14 protein-coding genes are annotated in these 14,633 nt (G+C 65.7%); 12 read left to right on the forward strand and 2 right to left on the reverse strand.

The window, feature by feature from the left end:
* Nucleotides 1-216: 216 nt before the first annotated feature.
* Nucleotides 217-1,269, reverse strand: a complete 1,053-nt coding sequence (locus tag HSDC_RS15695) for a class I fructose-bisphosphate aldolase (protein ID WP_064700900.1) — start codon at nucleotides 1,267-1,269, stop codon at nucleotides 217-219.
* Nucleotides 1,270-1,534: 265 nt separating this feature from the next.
* Between HSDC_RS15695 and HSDC_RS15700 the strand changes: the two genes are divergently transcribed.
* From HSDC_RS15700 to HSDC_RS15755, 12 genes are all read left to right on the forward strand, one after another.
* Nucleotides 1,535-2,569: a type I glyceraldehyde-3-phosphate dehydrogenase gene (locus HSDC_RS15700; protein ID WP_064700901.1), complete on the forward strand. Its 1,035-nt coding sequence runs from the start codon at nucleotides 1,535-1,537 to the stop codon at nucleotides 2,567-2,569.
* A 35-nt stretch (nucleotides 2,570-2,604) separates the two neighbouring features.
* Entirely contained in the window at nucleotides 2,605-3,774 is a 1,170-nt protein-coding gene (locus HSDC_RS15705) for a phosphoglycerate kinase (protein ID WP_064700902.1), read from the forward strand.
* Between the two features lie 85 nt (nucleotides 3,775-3,859).
* A complete protein-coding gene (gene fba, locus HSDC_RS15710) occupies nucleotides 3,860-4,924 on the forward strand; it encodes a class II fructose-bisphosphate aldolase (RefSeq protein WP_064700903.1) in 1,065 nt (354 codons plus the stop codon).
* A 52-nt stretch (nucleotides 4,925-4,976) separates the two neighbouring features.
* Complete coding sequence (locus tag HSDC_RS15715; RefSeq protein ID WP_064700904.1) at nucleotides 4,977-5,285, forward strand: hypothetical protein; 309 nt, start codon at nucleotides 4,977-4,979, stop codon at nucleotides 5,283-5,285.
* 342 nt (nucleotides 5,286-5,627) lie between these two features.
* On the forward strand, nucleotides 5,628-6,302 hold the full coding sequence (locus tag HSDC_RS15720; RefSeq protein ID WP_064700905.1) for an HAD family hydrolase: 675 nt from the start codon (nucleotides 5,628-5,630) through the stop codon (nucleotides 6,300-6,302).
* A gap of 188 nt (nucleotides 6,303-6,490) precedes the next feature.
* Nucleotides 6,491-7,552, forward strand: a complete 1,062-nt coding sequence (locus HSDC_RS15725) for a LacI family DNA-binding transcriptional regulator (RefSeq protein ID WP_064700906.1) — start codon at nucleotides 6,491-6,493, stop codon at nucleotides 7,550-7,552.
* Nucleotides 7,549-8,520 (forward strand): sugar kinase, encoded by a 972-nt coding sequence (locus tag HSDC_RS15730; protein ID WP_064700907.1) that lies wholly within the window; start codon nucleotides 7,549-7,551, stop codon nucleotides 8,518-8,520. The genes HSDC_RS15725 and HSDC_RS15730 overlap by 4 nt, the downstream gene beginning before the upstream one ends.
* Before the next feature lie 20 nt (nucleotides 8,521-8,540).
* A complete protein-coding gene (locus HSDC_RS15735) occupies nucleotides 8,541-9,521 on the forward strand; it encodes a 2-hydroxyacid dehydrogenase (RefSeq protein ID WP_064700908.1) in 981 nt (326 codons plus the stop codon).
* 106 nt (nucleotides 9,522-9,627) lie between these two features.
* The gene (locus HSDC_RS15740) at nucleotides 9,628-10,629 is read left to right on the forward strand and encodes a TRAP transporter substrate-binding protein (RefSeq protein ID WP_064700909.1); all 1,002 of its coding nucleotides are present in this window, start codon (nucleotides 9,628-9,630) and stop codon (nucleotides 10,627-10,629) included.
* A 52-nt stretch (nucleotides 10,630-10,681) separates the two neighbouring features.
* Nucleotides 10,682-11,284, forward strand: coding sequence for a TRAP transporter small permease (locus HSDC_RS15745; protein WP_064700910.1), 603 nt, complete (start codon nucleotides 10,682-10,684; stop codon nucleotides 11,282-11,284).
* Entirely contained in the window at nucleotides 11,281-12,588 is a 1,308-nt protein-coding gene (locus HSDC_RS15750; protein ID WP_064700911.1) for a TRAP transporter large permease, read from the forward strand. The genes HSDC_RS15745 and HSDC_RS15750 overlap by 4 nt, the downstream gene beginning before the upstream one ends.
* A 71-nt stretch (nucleotides 12,589-12,659) precedes the next feature.
* On the forward strand, nucleotides 12,660-13,373 hold the full coding sequence (locus HSDC_RS15755; RefSeq protein ID WP_064700912.1) for an HAD family hydrolase: 714 nt from the start codon (nucleotides 12,660-12,662) through the stop codon (nucleotides 13,371-13,373).
* Nucleotides 13,374-13,440: 67 nt separating this feature from the next.
* On the opposite strand, the gene uxuA is transcribed toward HSDC_RS15755, so the two are convergent.
* The gene (uxuA, locus tag HSDC_RS15760; RefSeq protein ID WP_064700913.1) at nucleotides 13,441-14,628 is read right to left on the reverse strand and encodes a mannonate dehydratase; all 1,188 of its coding nucleotides are present in this window, start codon (nucleotides 14,626-14,628) and stop codon (nucleotides 13,441-13,443) included.
* Nucleotides 14,629-14,633 lie beyond the last annotated feature (5 nt).

Genomic DNA, 14,633 nt, shown 5'->3' on the forward strand with positions numbered 1-14,633 from the left:
GCAGACGACGTCATACGAGATCGCCTAGCGGCTCGTGGGCTCGGAGCTGTGTACCAGAGACTGCCCGTCGACAACGTCGTCGACGAGGCCGAGCAAATGCTCGACGACGCCGAGGACTGAGCACGCCTGGCCGCTCAGGGAAAATGAAAGGGCGCGGCCAACTGGCCGCGCCCTTTGCGTCACCGAGACTTACGCCTCAGAAGATCGGATCTTTTCTCAGGCGATGGTAATGCTGTCGTCGAGATACACATCCTGGATGGCGTTGAGCAGCTCGACGCCCTCGGCCATGGGCTTCTGGAAGGCCTTGCGGCCAGAAATCAGGCCCATGCCGCCAGCACGCTTGTTGATCACCGCGGTACGCACCGCCTCGCCGAGATCGGAATGGCCCTTGGAGCCGCCACCCGAGTTGATCAGGCCGATACGCCCCATGTAACAACTGGCCACCTGGTAGCGCGCCAGGTCGATGGGATGGTCGGAGGTCAGCTCGTCGTAGACCTTGTCGTGAGTATGGCCGAAGCCGACGGCCCGATAGCCACCGTTGTTCTCCGCCAGCTTCTGCTTGACGATGTCAGCCTTGATGGTCGCCGCCATATGGATGGCCTGGCCGGTAAGGTCGGAAGCGACATGATAGTCGCTGCCATCCTTCTTGAACTCGGGGTTGCGCAGGTATGCCCACAGCACCGTGACCATGCCCAGCTGATGAGCCCGTTCGAAGGCCTCACTGATCTCGGTAATCTGGCGGCGACTCTCGGGCGAGCCGAAGTAGATGGTCGCGCCCACCGCTGCGCAGCCCATGGCGTGCGCCTGCTCGACCTGACCGAACAGCGTCTGGTCGTAGACCGCCGGATAGGTCAGCGTCTCGTTGTGATTGAGCTTCACCATCATCGGAATCTTGTGGGCATAACGCCGCGCCACCGAGGCCAGGCCGCCGAGTGTCGAAGCCACGCAGTTGCAGCCCCCTTCGATCGCCAGCTCGACGATGTTGGCGGGGTCGAAGTAGAGCGGGTTGGGGGCGAACGAGGCACCCGCCGAATGCTCGATGCCCTGGTCGACCGGCAGGATGCTGACATAGCCGGTGCCACCCAGACGGCCATGGTTATAGATAGCCTGCAGGTTGCGCAGCACCTGAGGGCTGCGATCACTGTCCGCCATCACGCGATCGATGAAGTCCGGGCCCGGCTTGTGGATCGACTCGGCCGGCACGCCCCGGCACTCGTGATTCAGCAGGCTGTCCGCTTCATCGCCGAGCAGCCGTGTAATATCAGTCATTGTGCGTTTCCTCTCCTTGGTGGTTCGACGGATAACAGGGATGCACCATCTAGCCTAGGACTTGTACGAGAAGTCGACGAGTACAGGCATCGTTCGTGGCAGCCTCAGTGCCCCGTCCCAGGCCCGGCCATCGAATGCGGGTAGCCCGCCACAGACTGCCGAAGCCAGGCGAGCGCGTCCAGTCCCGGCTCCGGGACGCCCGACCGGATTTGCGCTAGAATCGCGAACTCGAGTTTTTCCGGCGCCAGCATATTCGAGGCTTTCCATGGCTCACCGCATCGCCATCAACGGTTACGGCCGCATCGGCCAGTGCGTACTGCGCGCGCTCATCGAGCGACGCGAGTCCGACCTCGAGGTGGTGGCCATCAATGAACTGTCGGGGCTGGACACCATTGCCTACCTGACGCGTTACGACACCACCCATGGCCGCTTCCCCGGCCAGGTCGAGGTCGATGGCGACCGCCTGATCATCGATGGCCACCCGATCCGGGTGCTGTCGGAACCCGATCCAGACCAACTGCCTTGGGACGCGCTCGACATCGATCTGGTACTCGAGTGCTCGGGCAGCTTCAAGGATCGCGCCACTGCCGAGCGCCACCTGAACGCCGGCGCCGGCCGACTGCTGTTCTCCCAGCCCGCCGAGAGCGATGTCGACGCCACCATCGTCACCGGTATCAACGATGCCGACCTGACGGCGACGTGCCGCATCGTCTCCGCCGCCTCCTGCACCACCAATTGCCTGGTGCCGGTACTGACCGAGCTCGACGCGGCGCTGGGCCTGGAACACGGCGTGACCACCACCATCCACTCGGCGATGAACGATCAGCCGGTGATCGACGCCTACCACCAGACCGATCTTCGCCTGACGCGTTCGGCCATGCAGTCCATCGTGCCCGTCGATACCGGGCTGGCCCGAGGCATCAACCGCCTGATGCCACACCTGGCCGAGCGCTTCGAATGCCTGCACGTGCGCGTGCCGACCATCAACGTCTCGGCCATGGACCTGTCGCTGTGCGTACGCACCGACACCACCGCCGAAGCAGTCAACGCCCTGCTCCGTGAGGCGAGCCACACCCGGCTGGCCGGGCTGCTCGGCTATACCGAGGAGCCCATGGCCTCGATCGACTTCAACCACGACCCACGCTCCGGTATCGTGGACGCCACCCAGACCCGAGTGGCCGGCGGCCGCTTGATCAAGATGCTGTGCTGGTTCGACAACGAGTGGGGGTTCGCCAACCGCATGCTCGATGTCGCCGGCCGGATCGCCAGGCTGGGCCCGGTGCCACCTCCCAACGCCTGACTCCCTTCGGCTTCCCAGACGAGGAATCTGCTTCCATGAACGTGCGCAAGATGACCGACCTCGACCTCCGCGGCAAGCGTGTCCTGATCCGCGAGGACCTGAACGTACCCGTCAAGCACGGCAAGGTGACCAGCGATGCCCGCCTGCGGGCCTGCCTGCCGACCATTCGGGCGGCCCTGGAAGCCGGTGCCCGGGTGATGCTGATGAGCCACCTGGGACGCCCCACCGAGGGCGAGCCCGCCGAGGAATTCTCGCTGGCCCCGGTGGCGGATCACCTCGGCGAGCTGCTCGAGCGTCGCGTGCGCCTGGTCAAGCACTACCTCGACACTGAGGTCGAGCTCGCCGACGGCGAAGTCGCGCTGCTCGAGAACGTCCGCTTCAACAGCGGCGAGAAGAAGGACGACGAGGCCTTGGCCAAGCGGTACGCGGCACTCTGCGACGTCTACGTGATGGACGCCTTCGGCACCGCTCACCGCGCCCAGGCATCTACCCATGGCGTGGCACGCTTCGCGCCCGAGGCCTGCGCCGGCCCCTTGCTGGCCGACGAGCTCAGCGCCCTCGAGAAGGCCCTGGCCACGCCGGCCCGCCCGATGACGGCCATCGTCGGCGGTTCCAAGGTCTCCACCAAGCTTGAGGTGCTGACCGCCCTGGCCGAGAAATGCGATCGCCTGATCGTCGGTGGCGGCATCGCCAACACCTTCATCGCCGCTGCCGGCTACAACGTCGGCAAGTCACTGCATGAAAGCGACCTGATCGAGCAGGCCAAGGCCCTGATGAACAAGGTCGAGATCCCGCTGCCCAGCGACGTGGTGGTGGCCACCGAGTTCTCCGAAAGCGCCACTGCCGAAATCAAGCCGGTGGATCAAGTGCAGGATGACGAGATGATCCTCGACATTGGCCCCGACACCGCCGGGCGCCTGGCCGAGCAGCTCAAGGCCGCCGGCACCATCCTGTGGAACGGCCCGGTCGGCGTGTTCGAGATCGACCAGTTCGGTCGCGGCACCGAGGCGCTGTCCCAGGCCATCGCCGAAAGCCCGGCCTTCTCCATCGCCGGCGGCGGGGACACCCTGGCCGCCATCGACAAGTACGGCATCGCCGACCGGGTTTCCTACATCTCCACCGGCGGCGGCGCCTTCCTTGAATACGTGGAAGGCAAGACACTGCCCGCCGTGGCTGCCCTGGAAGCCGCGGCCGACAAGGCCTGATACACTACGCGGATTCTAAACGATCGACTCTCGGTGCGGCGCCGTCCCAGGACGGCGCCGCCGTCACGCTAGACAGGTACGAAACATGGCACTGATCAGCATGCGCCAGATGCTGGACCACGCCGCCGAACACGGCTACGGCGTTCCGGCCTTCAACGTCAACAACCTCGAACAGATGCGCGCCATCATGGAAGCCGCCGACGAGACCGACTCTCCGGTGATCATCCAGGCCTCCGCCGGTGCCCGCAAGTACGCAGGCGCCCCCTTCCTGCGCCATCTCATCCTGGCCGCCATCGAGGAGTTTCCGCATATCCCGGTGGCCATGCACCAGGACCACGGTACCAGCCCCGCCGTGTGCCAGCGCTCCATCCAGCTCGGCTTCTCCTCGGTGATGATGGACGGCTCGCTGGGTGAGGACGGCAAGACGCCGACCAGCTACGACTACAACGTCGACGTCACCCGGCGCACCGTCGAGATGGCCCACGCCTGCGGCGTCTCCGTCGAGGGCGAGCTGGGCTGCCTGGGCAGCCTGGAAACCGGCATGGCCGGTGAAGAGGACGGCGTCGGCGCCGAGGGCAAGCTCGATCACGACCAGCTGCTCACCGACCCCGAAGAGGCCGCCGACTTCGTCAAGGCCACTCACGTGGATGCCCTGGCCATCGCCATCGGCACCAGCCACGGCGCCTACAAGTTCACCCGTCCGCCCACCGGCGACACCCTCTCCATCCAGCGCATCAAGGAGATTCATGCCCGCATCCCGGAGACGCACCTGGTGATGCACGGCTCCTCCTCCGTGCCCCAGGAATGGCTCGAGGTGATCAACGAGTTCGGCGGTGAGATCCCCGAGACCTACGGCGTCCCCGTCGAAGAGATCGTCGAAGGCATCAAGCACGGCGTGCGCAAGGTCAACATCGACACCGACCTGCGCCTGGCCTCCACTGGTGCGGTGCGCCGCTTCCTGGCCGAGAACCCTGCCGAGTTCGACCCGCGCAAGTTCCTCAAGGCCAGCACCGCGGCCATGAAGGACGTCTGCAAGGCCCGCTACGAGGCCTTTGGCACCGCCGGCAACGCCTCGAAGATCAAGCCGATCAACCTCGAAGAGATGTTCCTGCGCTACGAGCGCGGCGAACTGGACCCGCGGGTGAAGTGAGCCCCTCGACCCACCGGCCCCCGCGCCGGTGGGTCCTCCTCAGAGATCCACCATGCACAACCTATGGATTCCCGTCGTCGCCATCCTGCTCATCGCCGGCCTGATCTTCGGCAGCCAGGCAGTATCCGATGCCAAGCGCGACGCCCATATCGCCACCCGTATCGCCGAGCACCTCGAGACCCACGACAAGGGAGAGATCAGCCACCTGCGCACGGTGAACAAGGGCTACGGTCTTTGCGGCGATTACCTGAGAGACGACCGTCCCGCCATCGCCTTCTACTACCACACCGTCACCAAGAAGCTGGCAGTAGGCACCAATGCCACGCGCTACCGCGAGAACTGCGCACGCACCGCTCGCTGAGATACCGGCGAATCCTGCCCAGCGCCCACCATTCACCTCGGACATCGGCACGCTCGATTTCGAACACATGACCCTCACGCTGGACGAGGATCGTCATCTGCGTCTGGTCTATTACGCGGCCTGCGAGTCGCACTCCAGACCCTTCGAGGATTGGCTGAGGCTCCCCATCTCGCCAGGGTAGTGACGTTTCGCGAATCGGCGACACTCGGTGCAAGGATGATGAACAGTTGAAGAACACTGTTCACAAAGCGCGTCACATGGTCTTTAATTGACAGTGAGCACACTTTGACCCGCGAGGACAGCGTGTTCGCTTTCCAACATTCCCACAGAGGCTCGGTGACAATGCGTCCTCTCTGCCTGCTCTTCGATTGCGATGGCACCCTGGTCGACAGCGAACCCCTGCTGGCCGACGAGATGGCGACCAGCCTCAACGCCGTGGGCCTGCCCTTCCAGGCCAGCGATTACATCGGCGAGTTTCGCGGTGCGCGCTTCCGGCACATCGTCGCTGAACTCGAGCGTCGCCATGGCAACGTGGACGCGCAACGCCTCGAGCCCCTCGAGCGGGAAATGCGCGCCAACCTCAACCGTCGCCTGGCCACCGACCTCAAGCCGATCGACGGCGCCACCGAGGCGCTGGCGGTACTCGCGTCGATTCCCATGGGCGTGGTCTCCAATGGGCCGGAGAACAAGATTCGGACCTCCCTGAAAGCCACCGGACTGGACGAGCTTTTCGGCGACTACCTGTTCAGTGGCTATGACGCCCAATGCTGGAAGCCCGACCCCTGCCTCTATCTCCATGCCGCCAGCATGATGGGATTCGCCGCGGCAGACTGCGTGGCCATCGACGACTCCATCGTTGGCGTTCAGGCTGCACTGGCCGCCGGAATGACGGTCATTCACCTCAACCGTTTCCCGGATGTCGAAGAAACGCCCGAAGGCGCCATCTCCATCACCAGCATGTTCCAGTTACCCACCGTGATCTCGCGTCTGACCCAGGCGCAGGCCATGGCGAACTGATCGACGCGGAACCGCCGGTCTTGTGACGACCGCTCGCCCCGGGCCGCCCATGCTCGCGGGCACTACCCGCTTTCGTTTCCAATCAGCGCGTTACCCCGCCTTTCGACCTTTGTCTAGCACCGAGAACCTTGCCGCCAGCGGCACGCGCTGCCTACGATGGGAACGTTCCCATTCAATACGGAAACACCATGCCCGCGTCGTCACGCCCCGCCACCATCCTCGAAGTCGCCCGCGACGCCGGCGTCTCGAAGACCAGCGTATCCCGCTATTACAGTGGCGAGCGAGAGCGTCTCTCTGCCAGCATGCAGCAGCGAATCGCCCAGGCCGCCGAGCGCCTCGGCTACCAGCCCAACCCCATGGCCCGCGGCCTCAAGGGTGGCCCATCGGGCCTGGTCGGCATGCTGGTCGCCGATATCCGCAACCCCTTTTCGGTGGCTGTGATGCATGGCGTCGAACAGGCCTGTCGCCGACAAGGCTTGTCGCTGATGGTCTGCAACACCGATAACGATCCGACACTGGAACGCCAGAACCTGGCGTTGCTGACCTCATACCGGATCGAGGGACTGATCGTGAACGCCGCCGGTCGCCATGGCGAGGCCCTGGCCGAACTGGCCGGCGGCGGCCTGCCCCTGGTGCTGCTCGACCGCTCCCTGGAAGGCATTGATGCCGACGAGGTCGGGCTCGACAACGACCAGGCCATCGACATAGCCCTCGACCACCTGACCGAACGCGGCTACCGCCGGGTACTGTTCGTCACCGAACCGCCAGCCCGAGCCAGTTCACGCCAAGCGCGCTTGGCACGCTTCGAGTCAAATCGCGCCGCGCGAGGGCTTGAGGGCGACATCCTGCAAGCCGAACTCGACGACACGACCCGCCTCGACCATGGGCTGAGCGACTTCCTCGCTGCCTCGACCCGGCAACCCGCCGCCATTCTGTGCGGCAACGGCCAGGTCACGCTCGCGGTGACCCGAGCCCTCCAGGCCCGTCAAGTGCCGCTCGGCGAGATCGGCCTGATGGGCATCGATGAGCTCGACTGGTGCCAACTGGTCACGCCCGGCATCACCACGCTCGCTCAGCCGACCGATGCCATCGGCCAGGCCGCCGTCGATCGGCTGCGTGCCCGCCAGGCCGGACGCACCACGCCCGAGCCCCGACACGAGCGCTTCATCCCGACCCTGATACCCCGGGCCTCGACATGCCGCCCCGGCAACAAGGCCCCCGACGCCACTTGTGACGAGACACGACCATGACACGATCTTCCTCCCCTGAGCTTCTTTCCTTCGGCGAGGCCATGACCCTGTTCGTTGCCGAGACGACCGGCGACCTGGCCGAGGTGGAGCGCTTTCAGCGACGCATCGCCGGGGCCGACACCAACGTCGCCATCGGCTTGGCACGCCTGGGCTTTCATGTCGGCTGGCTGAGTCGCGTCGGCGACGACAGCTTCGGCCGCTACCTGCGTGCCACCCTGGAACACGAGGGCCTGGACTGCCGTCACCTGATCACCGATGCCGACCATGCCACCGGGCTTGTCTTCAAGGAACGCGCCCTGGACGGTGCCGATCCCCGCGTCGAATATCGCCGCCAGGGCAGCGCCGCCAGTCGGCTCTCTACCGCCGATGCCGGCGAGGTCGACTTCCCGGCCTTGCGGCACCTGCACGCCACCGGCATTCCGCCGGCGCTGTCGCCGAGCTGCCGCGAACTCTCCTGGCACCTGCTCGGCGAGGCACGTCGCCATGGCGCCAGCCTGTCCTTCGACCCCAACCTGCGCCCCAGCCTGTGGTCCAGCGAGCGCGAAATGCGCGAGACGCTCAACGACCTGGCCGCCCATACCGACTGGGTGCTACCGGGGCTCGCCGAGGGACGACTGTTGACGGGCCTGGAAACGCCCCATGACATCGCCGGCTTCTACCTCGACCGAGGTGCCGAGGCGATCTTCCTCAAGCTCGGCCCGGAAGGCGGCTACTATCGCGGTCGCCTCGGCGGCGAAGAGCAGGCCTTCAGCGTTCCCGGCATTCCGGTAGCCGAGGTGGTCGATACCGTCGGCGCAGGCGACGGCTTCGCGGTCGGTGTGATCAGCGCCCTGCTCGATGGCGGCGCGCCGCGCCAGGCCCTGCAGCGAGGCTGCTTGATCGGCGCCGAGGCCGTGCAGGTCCCGGGTGACATGGAGGGCCTGCCCCATCGCGACCGCCTTGCATACCTCGAAGCCGCCCTCGGCTAGATCTCCCGGAGGAATTCCCCATGACCAAGCGCATTCTGGTATATCGCCCGCTCAACGAGGACCAGCTCGCACGACTGGAGCGCGACTTCCGGGTCGACTACCTGCCGAAGATCGACAGCGCCGAGGATCCCGCCTTCCTCGATGCCCTGGTCAACGCTCACGGCCTGGTCGGCGCCAGCCTGCCGATCACCCCGGCGCTGCTCGACCGGGCACCGAATCTCGAGGCCATCGCCAGCATCTCGGTGGGCTACGACAACTATCCGGTGGACGAGCTGACCCGGCGCGGCATCCTGCTGTGCAATACGCCCGACGTGCTGACCGAGACCACTGCCGACACCGGTTTCCTGCTGATCATGTGCGCTGCCCGCCGCGCCATCGAACTGGCCGGGATGGTCCAGCGCGGCGAGTGGCACGAGAGCATCGGCAAGGAGTGGTTCGGCACCGACGTGCACGGCAAGACGCTCGGCATGGTCGGCTTCGGCCGCATCGGAGCCGCCATCGCGCGACGTGGTGCACTGGGCTTCGGCATGCGGGTGCTGTATTCGAACGCCTCGCCCAAGCCCGAACTCGAGGCCGAACTCGGTGCCCAGCACCGCGAACTCGATGCCCTGCTCGCCGAGGCCGACATCGTCTGCGTCACCGTGCCCCTCAACGCCGACACGCACCACCTGATCGGTGCCCGGGAATTCGCGCTGATGAAGCCCTCGGCGATCTTCGTCAACGTCGCCCGCGGCAAGGTGGTCGATGAAGCGGCGCTGATCGAAGCGCTGCGCACGGGCACGCCGCACGCCGCCGGCCTCGATGTCTTCGAGCGCGAGCCTCTGCCCGAGACGTCTCCGCTGCGCCACATGCCCAATGTCGTGGCGCTGCCGCACATCGGCTCGGCGACTCATGAAACGCGCACCGCCATGGCCGATCGCGCGGTCGCCAACATCCTCGCCGCCCTGAACGGCGAGCAACCGCCCAGTCCGGTCAACGAGGTTGGGCCGACGCACTCATGACATCGCCACGACGGCGCCCTGACCGGCCGGGCACCAGGGCGTCGCCACCGTCTTTCGGCCCGGCGGTATCCCATCAGGCAACACATAACAATCAAGAGGTAACGACATGCTCACGACACGCACACAGTCAAGACACGTCTTCAAGCACCTCATCACCGGCGCCACCCTGATCGCGGCACTCGGCGCAACGAGCCTCGCCCAGGCCGTGGAACTGCGCTTCGGCCACGGCGGTACCGAAGACACCGCCTACCATCTCGGCGCGACCCGCTTTCAGGAACTGGTCGAGGACAAGAGTGACGGTGACATCGGGGTCCAGATCATGGGCAACTCGGTACTCGGTCATGAAACCGAGATGTTCGAGCAGCAGATGGCCGGCGCGCTGGACCTGTCGATCATCAATCCCGGCCTGATCACCGACTTCTCGTCGACCGCCAATGTCTTTTCCATTCCCTTCCTGTATCGCGATCAGGAGCACTGGCAAGCCGTGCTCGATGGCGACGTGGGTCGCGAGATCGCCGACCGGATCACGGACGAAACCGGCGTGAAGGTGCTGGCCTTCTTCGGCGGCGGCAAGCGCCAGATCGTCAGCAGCCGTCCGCTCGAGAGCCTCGATGACCTGCAAGGCATGAAGCTGCGCACCAACCCGACCAAGCCCTTGATCGCCGCCTGGTCGGCCCTGGGCACCGAACCCACGGTCATGGCCTGGAAGGAGATCTACACGGGCCTGCAGCTCGGCGCCATCGATGGCTTGCTCAACGAGGCCGAGTGGATCCACCGCATGCGCTTCCATGAAGTCGCCCCGCATATCGGCCTTTCCGAGCACGACATCACGGTACGCCTGCTGACCATGTCGCAGATGTCCTGGGACCGCCTCGACGAGAGCCAGCAGCAGGCCGTGATGGAAGCCGCCCACGAGGCCGCGAGCTATGCACGTCAGGTCCAGCTAGAGCAGGATGCCGAGGCTCTGGAGCTGCTCGTCGAGGAAGGCGCCACCCTGCATGAACTGGACCGGGAACGCATGCAGGAGATCGTCAGTGAACCGCTCGCCGAAGTCGTCGAGGAAATGGGACTGACCGAGCTGCGCCAGAAGATCGCCAACGTCGAATGAGCCCTTGCCGGGGCGCCTGGTGCCCCGGATCACGCCTTCGGGAGACCCCACCATGAGACGCTTGTTGCACGGCCTGACCTGCCTCAATCGTGGCCTGGAGCGTTGCCTTCACTGGCTCCTGCTGGCCCTGCTGTTCGGCTTCATCGCCCTGATCGTCTACCAGATCGTCAGCCGCAACCTGCCGCTGATGCCCCGCCTGTACTGGACCGAGGAATTCAGTCGTTTTGCCTTCCAGTGGATGATCATGCTGGGCACCGCCATCGGCGTGCTGCATGCCGATCATTTCGTCCTGGAGGCCTTCCCCCGTGGCTCGCGGGCCAGCCTGGTGACACGCTGGATTCGCGACCTGGCCTGCCTGACCGTCGGCCTGCTCTTCGTCATCCATGGCAAGGAATTCGCCCTGTCCGGCCTGCGGCGTGAGGCCACCGCCTCTGGGCTGTCGATGATCTACGTCTATTCTGCCTTCAGCGTCAGCGGCCTGTTGATCATCCTGTTCAGCGCCCAGCGGCTGCTGCACGCCCTGCTCGATGGCATGCCCCGCATGGAGATCGACCTCGACACGCCCGACGCCGTCGAGGAAGCGCTTGAAGCGCACGCTGAACACGGCAACGAACTGGATGCCTCTCTCTCCTCCACCGACGGGAGAACGCCATGATTCCCATGGATGCCGTCTTCATCCTGCCCTGGCTGCTGTTCGGCCTGCTTGGTGTGCTGATCATCGCCGGAGTGCCGATCGCCATGGCCCTGGTCCTGACCGCCGCCGGCATGATCCTGCTCGACCCGCGCCTGACCTACTGGGTCATGTTTCAACGCATGTACAACGGCATGGACTCGTTCGTGCTGCTCGCCGTACCGTTGTTCCTGCTGGCAGGCAACCTGATGAACGCCGCCCGCATCACCGACCGGCTGATCACCCTGTGCATGCGCCTGGTGGGTCACTTCAAGGGCGCCCTGGCACATGTCAACGTGATGGTCAGCATGCTGTTCGCCGGCGTCTCCGGCTCTTCGACGGCCGACAGCGCCGGCGTGGGTACCGTGCTGATCCCGGCCATGCAGCGCGAGGGCTATCCGAGCCATTTCTCGGTAGCCGTGACTGCCGCCTCGTCGGTCATGGGCATCATCATTCCGCCCTCCATCAACATGATCGTCTGGGGTGCCCTGACCAACACCTCCATCGCCGGCCTGTTCCTCGGCGGCATCCTGCCCGGCGTGATGATCGGCATGGCCCAGCTGGCGCTCAACGTCGGCTATGTGCGTCGCTACCAGGTGCCGGTCCGCCGTCGCGCCTCGCTGATCGAACTGGCACGTTCGAGCAAGGACGGCCTGCTGGCCGCCGGCATCCCGGTGGTCATCATCGGCGGCATCACCCTGGGGCTGGTCACCCCCACCGAGGCGGCCGTGATCGCCGTCCTCTACGCCCTGGCGCTGGGCACCCTCGTCTATCGAGAACTCAACCTCGCCAAGGTGCTCGATGCCTCCACCGACACCGTGCGCCTGTGCTCACTGTCGCTGTTCAGCCTCGTCGGGGCGGCAATCTTCGGCTATCTGATCAGCTTCTACCAGATTCCCCCCAAGCTGATGGCCGGCGTCAACATCAGCGATCCCGTGATGCTCCTGCTGTTGATGACCGCCGTCATGCTGGTCATCGGCACCTTCATGGACTCCCTGCCGGCCATGGCCATCATGGCACCGATCTTCCAGCCCCTGGCCATGCAGGCCGGCGTCCATCCGGTACAGTTCGGTGTCATCGGCGTCATGGCACTGGGCCTGGGACTGATCACGCCGCCCTATGGGCTCTGCCTGATGATCTCGGCGAAGATCGGCGGCATCCCGCTGCTCAAGGCCCTCGGCACCACGCTGCTGTATCTGGCCGTCATGCTGGGCGTGATTCTGCTGCTGATCCTCTATCCGGACCTGGTCCTGATGCTGCCCAGGCTGATCGCCCCCGATTTCGTGTGAGCCTGCATCACGTCGCCTGGCCGGGTACACTGGCCGGCGGCGTCCATCCACGACCAACCCACGAGGCCCCAATGTCCGCGTCCTCGCCTTCTGCACGCCCCGCTTCGGCTCCCCTCTGCCTGCTGTTCGACTCCGACGGCACCCTGGTCGACAGTGAGATCCTGCTGGCCGAGGTCATGGGTGATGTCCTGCCCGAGTACGGGCTCCCCTTTACCGCCCGCCAGTACATGGAAGCCTTCCGGGGCGTGCGCTTCCACGATATCGTCGCCGCCCAGCAACGCCATCACGGCAACCTCACCGAAGACAGCCTGGCGCGTCTGGAAACTTCCATGCGCACCCGCATGCAGGCGCGCATGCGCGAGGAACTCATCGCCATCGACGGCATGCCCGACGCGCTCGACGCCCTGGCCTGCTACCCCAAGGCCGTCGTCTCCAACGGGCCCGACAGCAAGATCCGCTGCGCCATGGTCAGTGCCGGCCTGGCGCATCACTTCGGCGAGCACCTGTTCAGCGCCTACACCCTGGGGGTCTGGAAACCCGACCCCGGCCTCTACCTCAAGGCAGCCGAGGCCATGGGGTATCCGCCCGAGCGCTGCGTGGTCATCGACGATGCGGCAGTAGGCGTGGAAGCCGGGCTGGCCGCCGGCATGCAGGTGATTCACCTCAACCACTTCCCCGACGAGGAAACCACACCCGAGGGTGCCATCGCCATCTATCATGCCCGTGAGCTGCCCGCGGTCATTGAACGACTGGCCAGCACCGTGACCAACGCCGAGGAGGCCTGATTCATCCACAGCCCGTCGCGGGCCATGAGGCTGTGGATGAAACGGCGAAGCGGATGGCAGGAGAGATTCAGCGTGCCGGTGAGCCAAGATGCCGGACCGCCAGCTCCACGCCGCGCAGCTCGGCCAGCCCCTTGAGACGACCGTAGAGCGGGTATCCCGGTGCGGTATCACGATGCTGATCGTCGAGGATGTGGTGGCCGTGATCGGGGCGCAGCGGCAGTCGCGGGCCGCCTTCTCGCTCGCGTCGCCGTTCCTCGTCGACCAGCGCCTGGACGACACCGACCATGTCCAGGTCACCGCCCAGGTGAGGCGCTTCGTGAAAGGTCCTGGGTTCCGCCGCGTCGCGTTGCGTGGCGCGTAGATGGGCAAAATGGATCGACGGCCCGAAGCGACGCGCCATCTCCACCAGATCGAGGTCGGCACGAACGCCATAGGAGCCGGTGCACAAGGTCAGGCCATTGGCCGGGCTCGGCACTCGCTCGAGCAGCCACTGGGCATCCTCGGGACCGGACACTACCCGCGGCAGTCCGAGCAGCGGCCGCGGCGGATCGTCGGGATGAATGGCCATGCGCACGCCCGCCTCTTCGGCGACCGGGATGATCGCCTCGAGAAAGTGGCCGAGGTGCTCGCGGAGGACATCGGCATCGATCTCGGCATAATCGGCGATCACCTCGCGGAACCGCGTCAGCGTATAGTGCTCCTCGGCGCCGGGCAGCCCGGCGATGACGGTCTTCACCAGCCGCTCGCGACCGGCGTCGTCGAGGCCGTCGAGATAGTCCTTCGCCTGGGCTTTCTCGACCTCGGTGTACTCGGCCTCCGCGCCGGGACGTGCCAGAAGATAGAGGTCGAAGGCAGCAAAGGCGGTCTGGTCGAAACGCAGCGCCAGCCCCCCATCCGGCAGGCGCCAGGCCAGGTCGGTGCGTGTCCAGTCGAGCACCGGCATGAAGTTGTAGCAGACCACATCAATGCCACAGGCCGCCAGGTTGCGCAGCGTCTGCTGATAGGCGGCGAGATACCGCTCGCGCTCCGGCAGCCCCTTCTTGATCGCCTCGTGCACCGGCACGCTCTCCACCACCGACCAAGTGAGGCCGGCCGCCTCGATCATTCGCTGGCGTTCGGCGATGGCCTCGACCGGCCAGACCTCACCATTGGGGATCTCGTGCAGGGCGGTGACGATGCCGGTCGCCCCGGTCTGGCGGATCTCGTCGAGGGTGATGGGGTCGGCAGGGCCGAACCAGCGCCAGGTGTGTTCCATGTAAA

The sequence above is a fragment of the Halomonas caseinilytica genome (assembly GCF_001662285.1).
In the GTDB taxonomy this organism is placed as follows: domain Bacteria; phylum Pseudomonadota; class Gammaproteobacteria; order Pseudomonadales; family Halomonadaceae; genus Halomonas; species Halomonas caseinilytica.

Excerpts from the sequence above, each read along its gene's own strand:
- HSDC_RS15695 (WP_064700900.1), bottom strand. The coding sequence starts at position 1,269 with ATGACTGATATTACACGGCTGCTCGGCGATGAAGCGGACAGCCTGCTG.
- HSDC_RS15700 (WP_064700901.1), top strand. The coding sequence starts at position 1,535 with ATGGCTCACCGCATCGCCATCAACGGTTACGGCCGCATCGGCCAGTGC.
- HSDC_RS15705 (WP_064700902.1), top strand. The coding sequence starts at position 2,605 with ATGAACGTGCGCAAGATGACCGACCTCGACCTCCGCGGCAAGCGTGTC.
- fba (WP_064700903.1), top strand. The coding sequence starts at position 3,860 with ATGGCACTGATCAGCATGCGCCAGATGCTGGACCACGCCGCCGAACAC.
- HSDC_RS15715 (WP_064700904.1), top strand. The coding sequence starts at position 4,977 with ATGCACAACCTATGGATTCCCGTCGTCGCCATCCTGCTCATCGCCGGC.
- HSDC_RS15720 (WP_064700905.1), top strand. The coding sequence starts at position 5,628 with ATGCGTCCTCTCTGCCTGCTCTTCGATTGCGATGGCACCCTGGTCGAC.
- HSDC_RS15725 (WP_064700906.1), top strand. The coding sequence starts at position 6,491 with ATGCCCGCGTCGTCACGCCCCGCCACCATCCTCGAAGTCGCCCGCGAC.
- HSDC_RS15730 (WP_064700907.1), top strand. The coding sequence starts at position 7,549 with ATGACACGATCTTCCTCCCCTGAGCTTCTTTCCTTCGGCGAGGCCATG.
- HSDC_RS15735 (WP_064700908.1), top strand. The coding sequence starts at position 8,541 with ATGACCAAGCGCATTCTGGTATATCGCCCGCTCAACGAGGACCAGCTC.
- HSDC_RS15740 (WP_064700909.1), top strand. The coding sequence starts at position 9,628 with ATGCTCACGACACGCACACAGTCAAGACACGTCTTCAAGCACCTCATC.
- HSDC_RS15745 (WP_064700910.1), top strand. The coding sequence starts at position 10,682 with ATGAGACGCTTGTTGCACGGCCTGACCTGCCTCAATCGTGGCCTGGAG.
- HSDC_RS15750 (WP_064700911.1), top strand. The coding sequence starts at position 11,281 with ATGATTCCCATGGATGCCGTCTTCATCCTGCCCTGGCTGCTGTTCGGC.
- HSDC_RS15755 (WP_064700912.1), top strand. The coding sequence starts at position 12,660 with ATGTCCGCGTCCTCGCCTTCTGCACGCCCCGCTTCGGCTCCCCTCTGC.
- uxuA (WP_064700913.1), bottom strand. The coding sequence starts at position 14,628 with ATGGAACACACCTGGCGCTGGTTCGGCCCTGCCGACCCCATCACCCTC.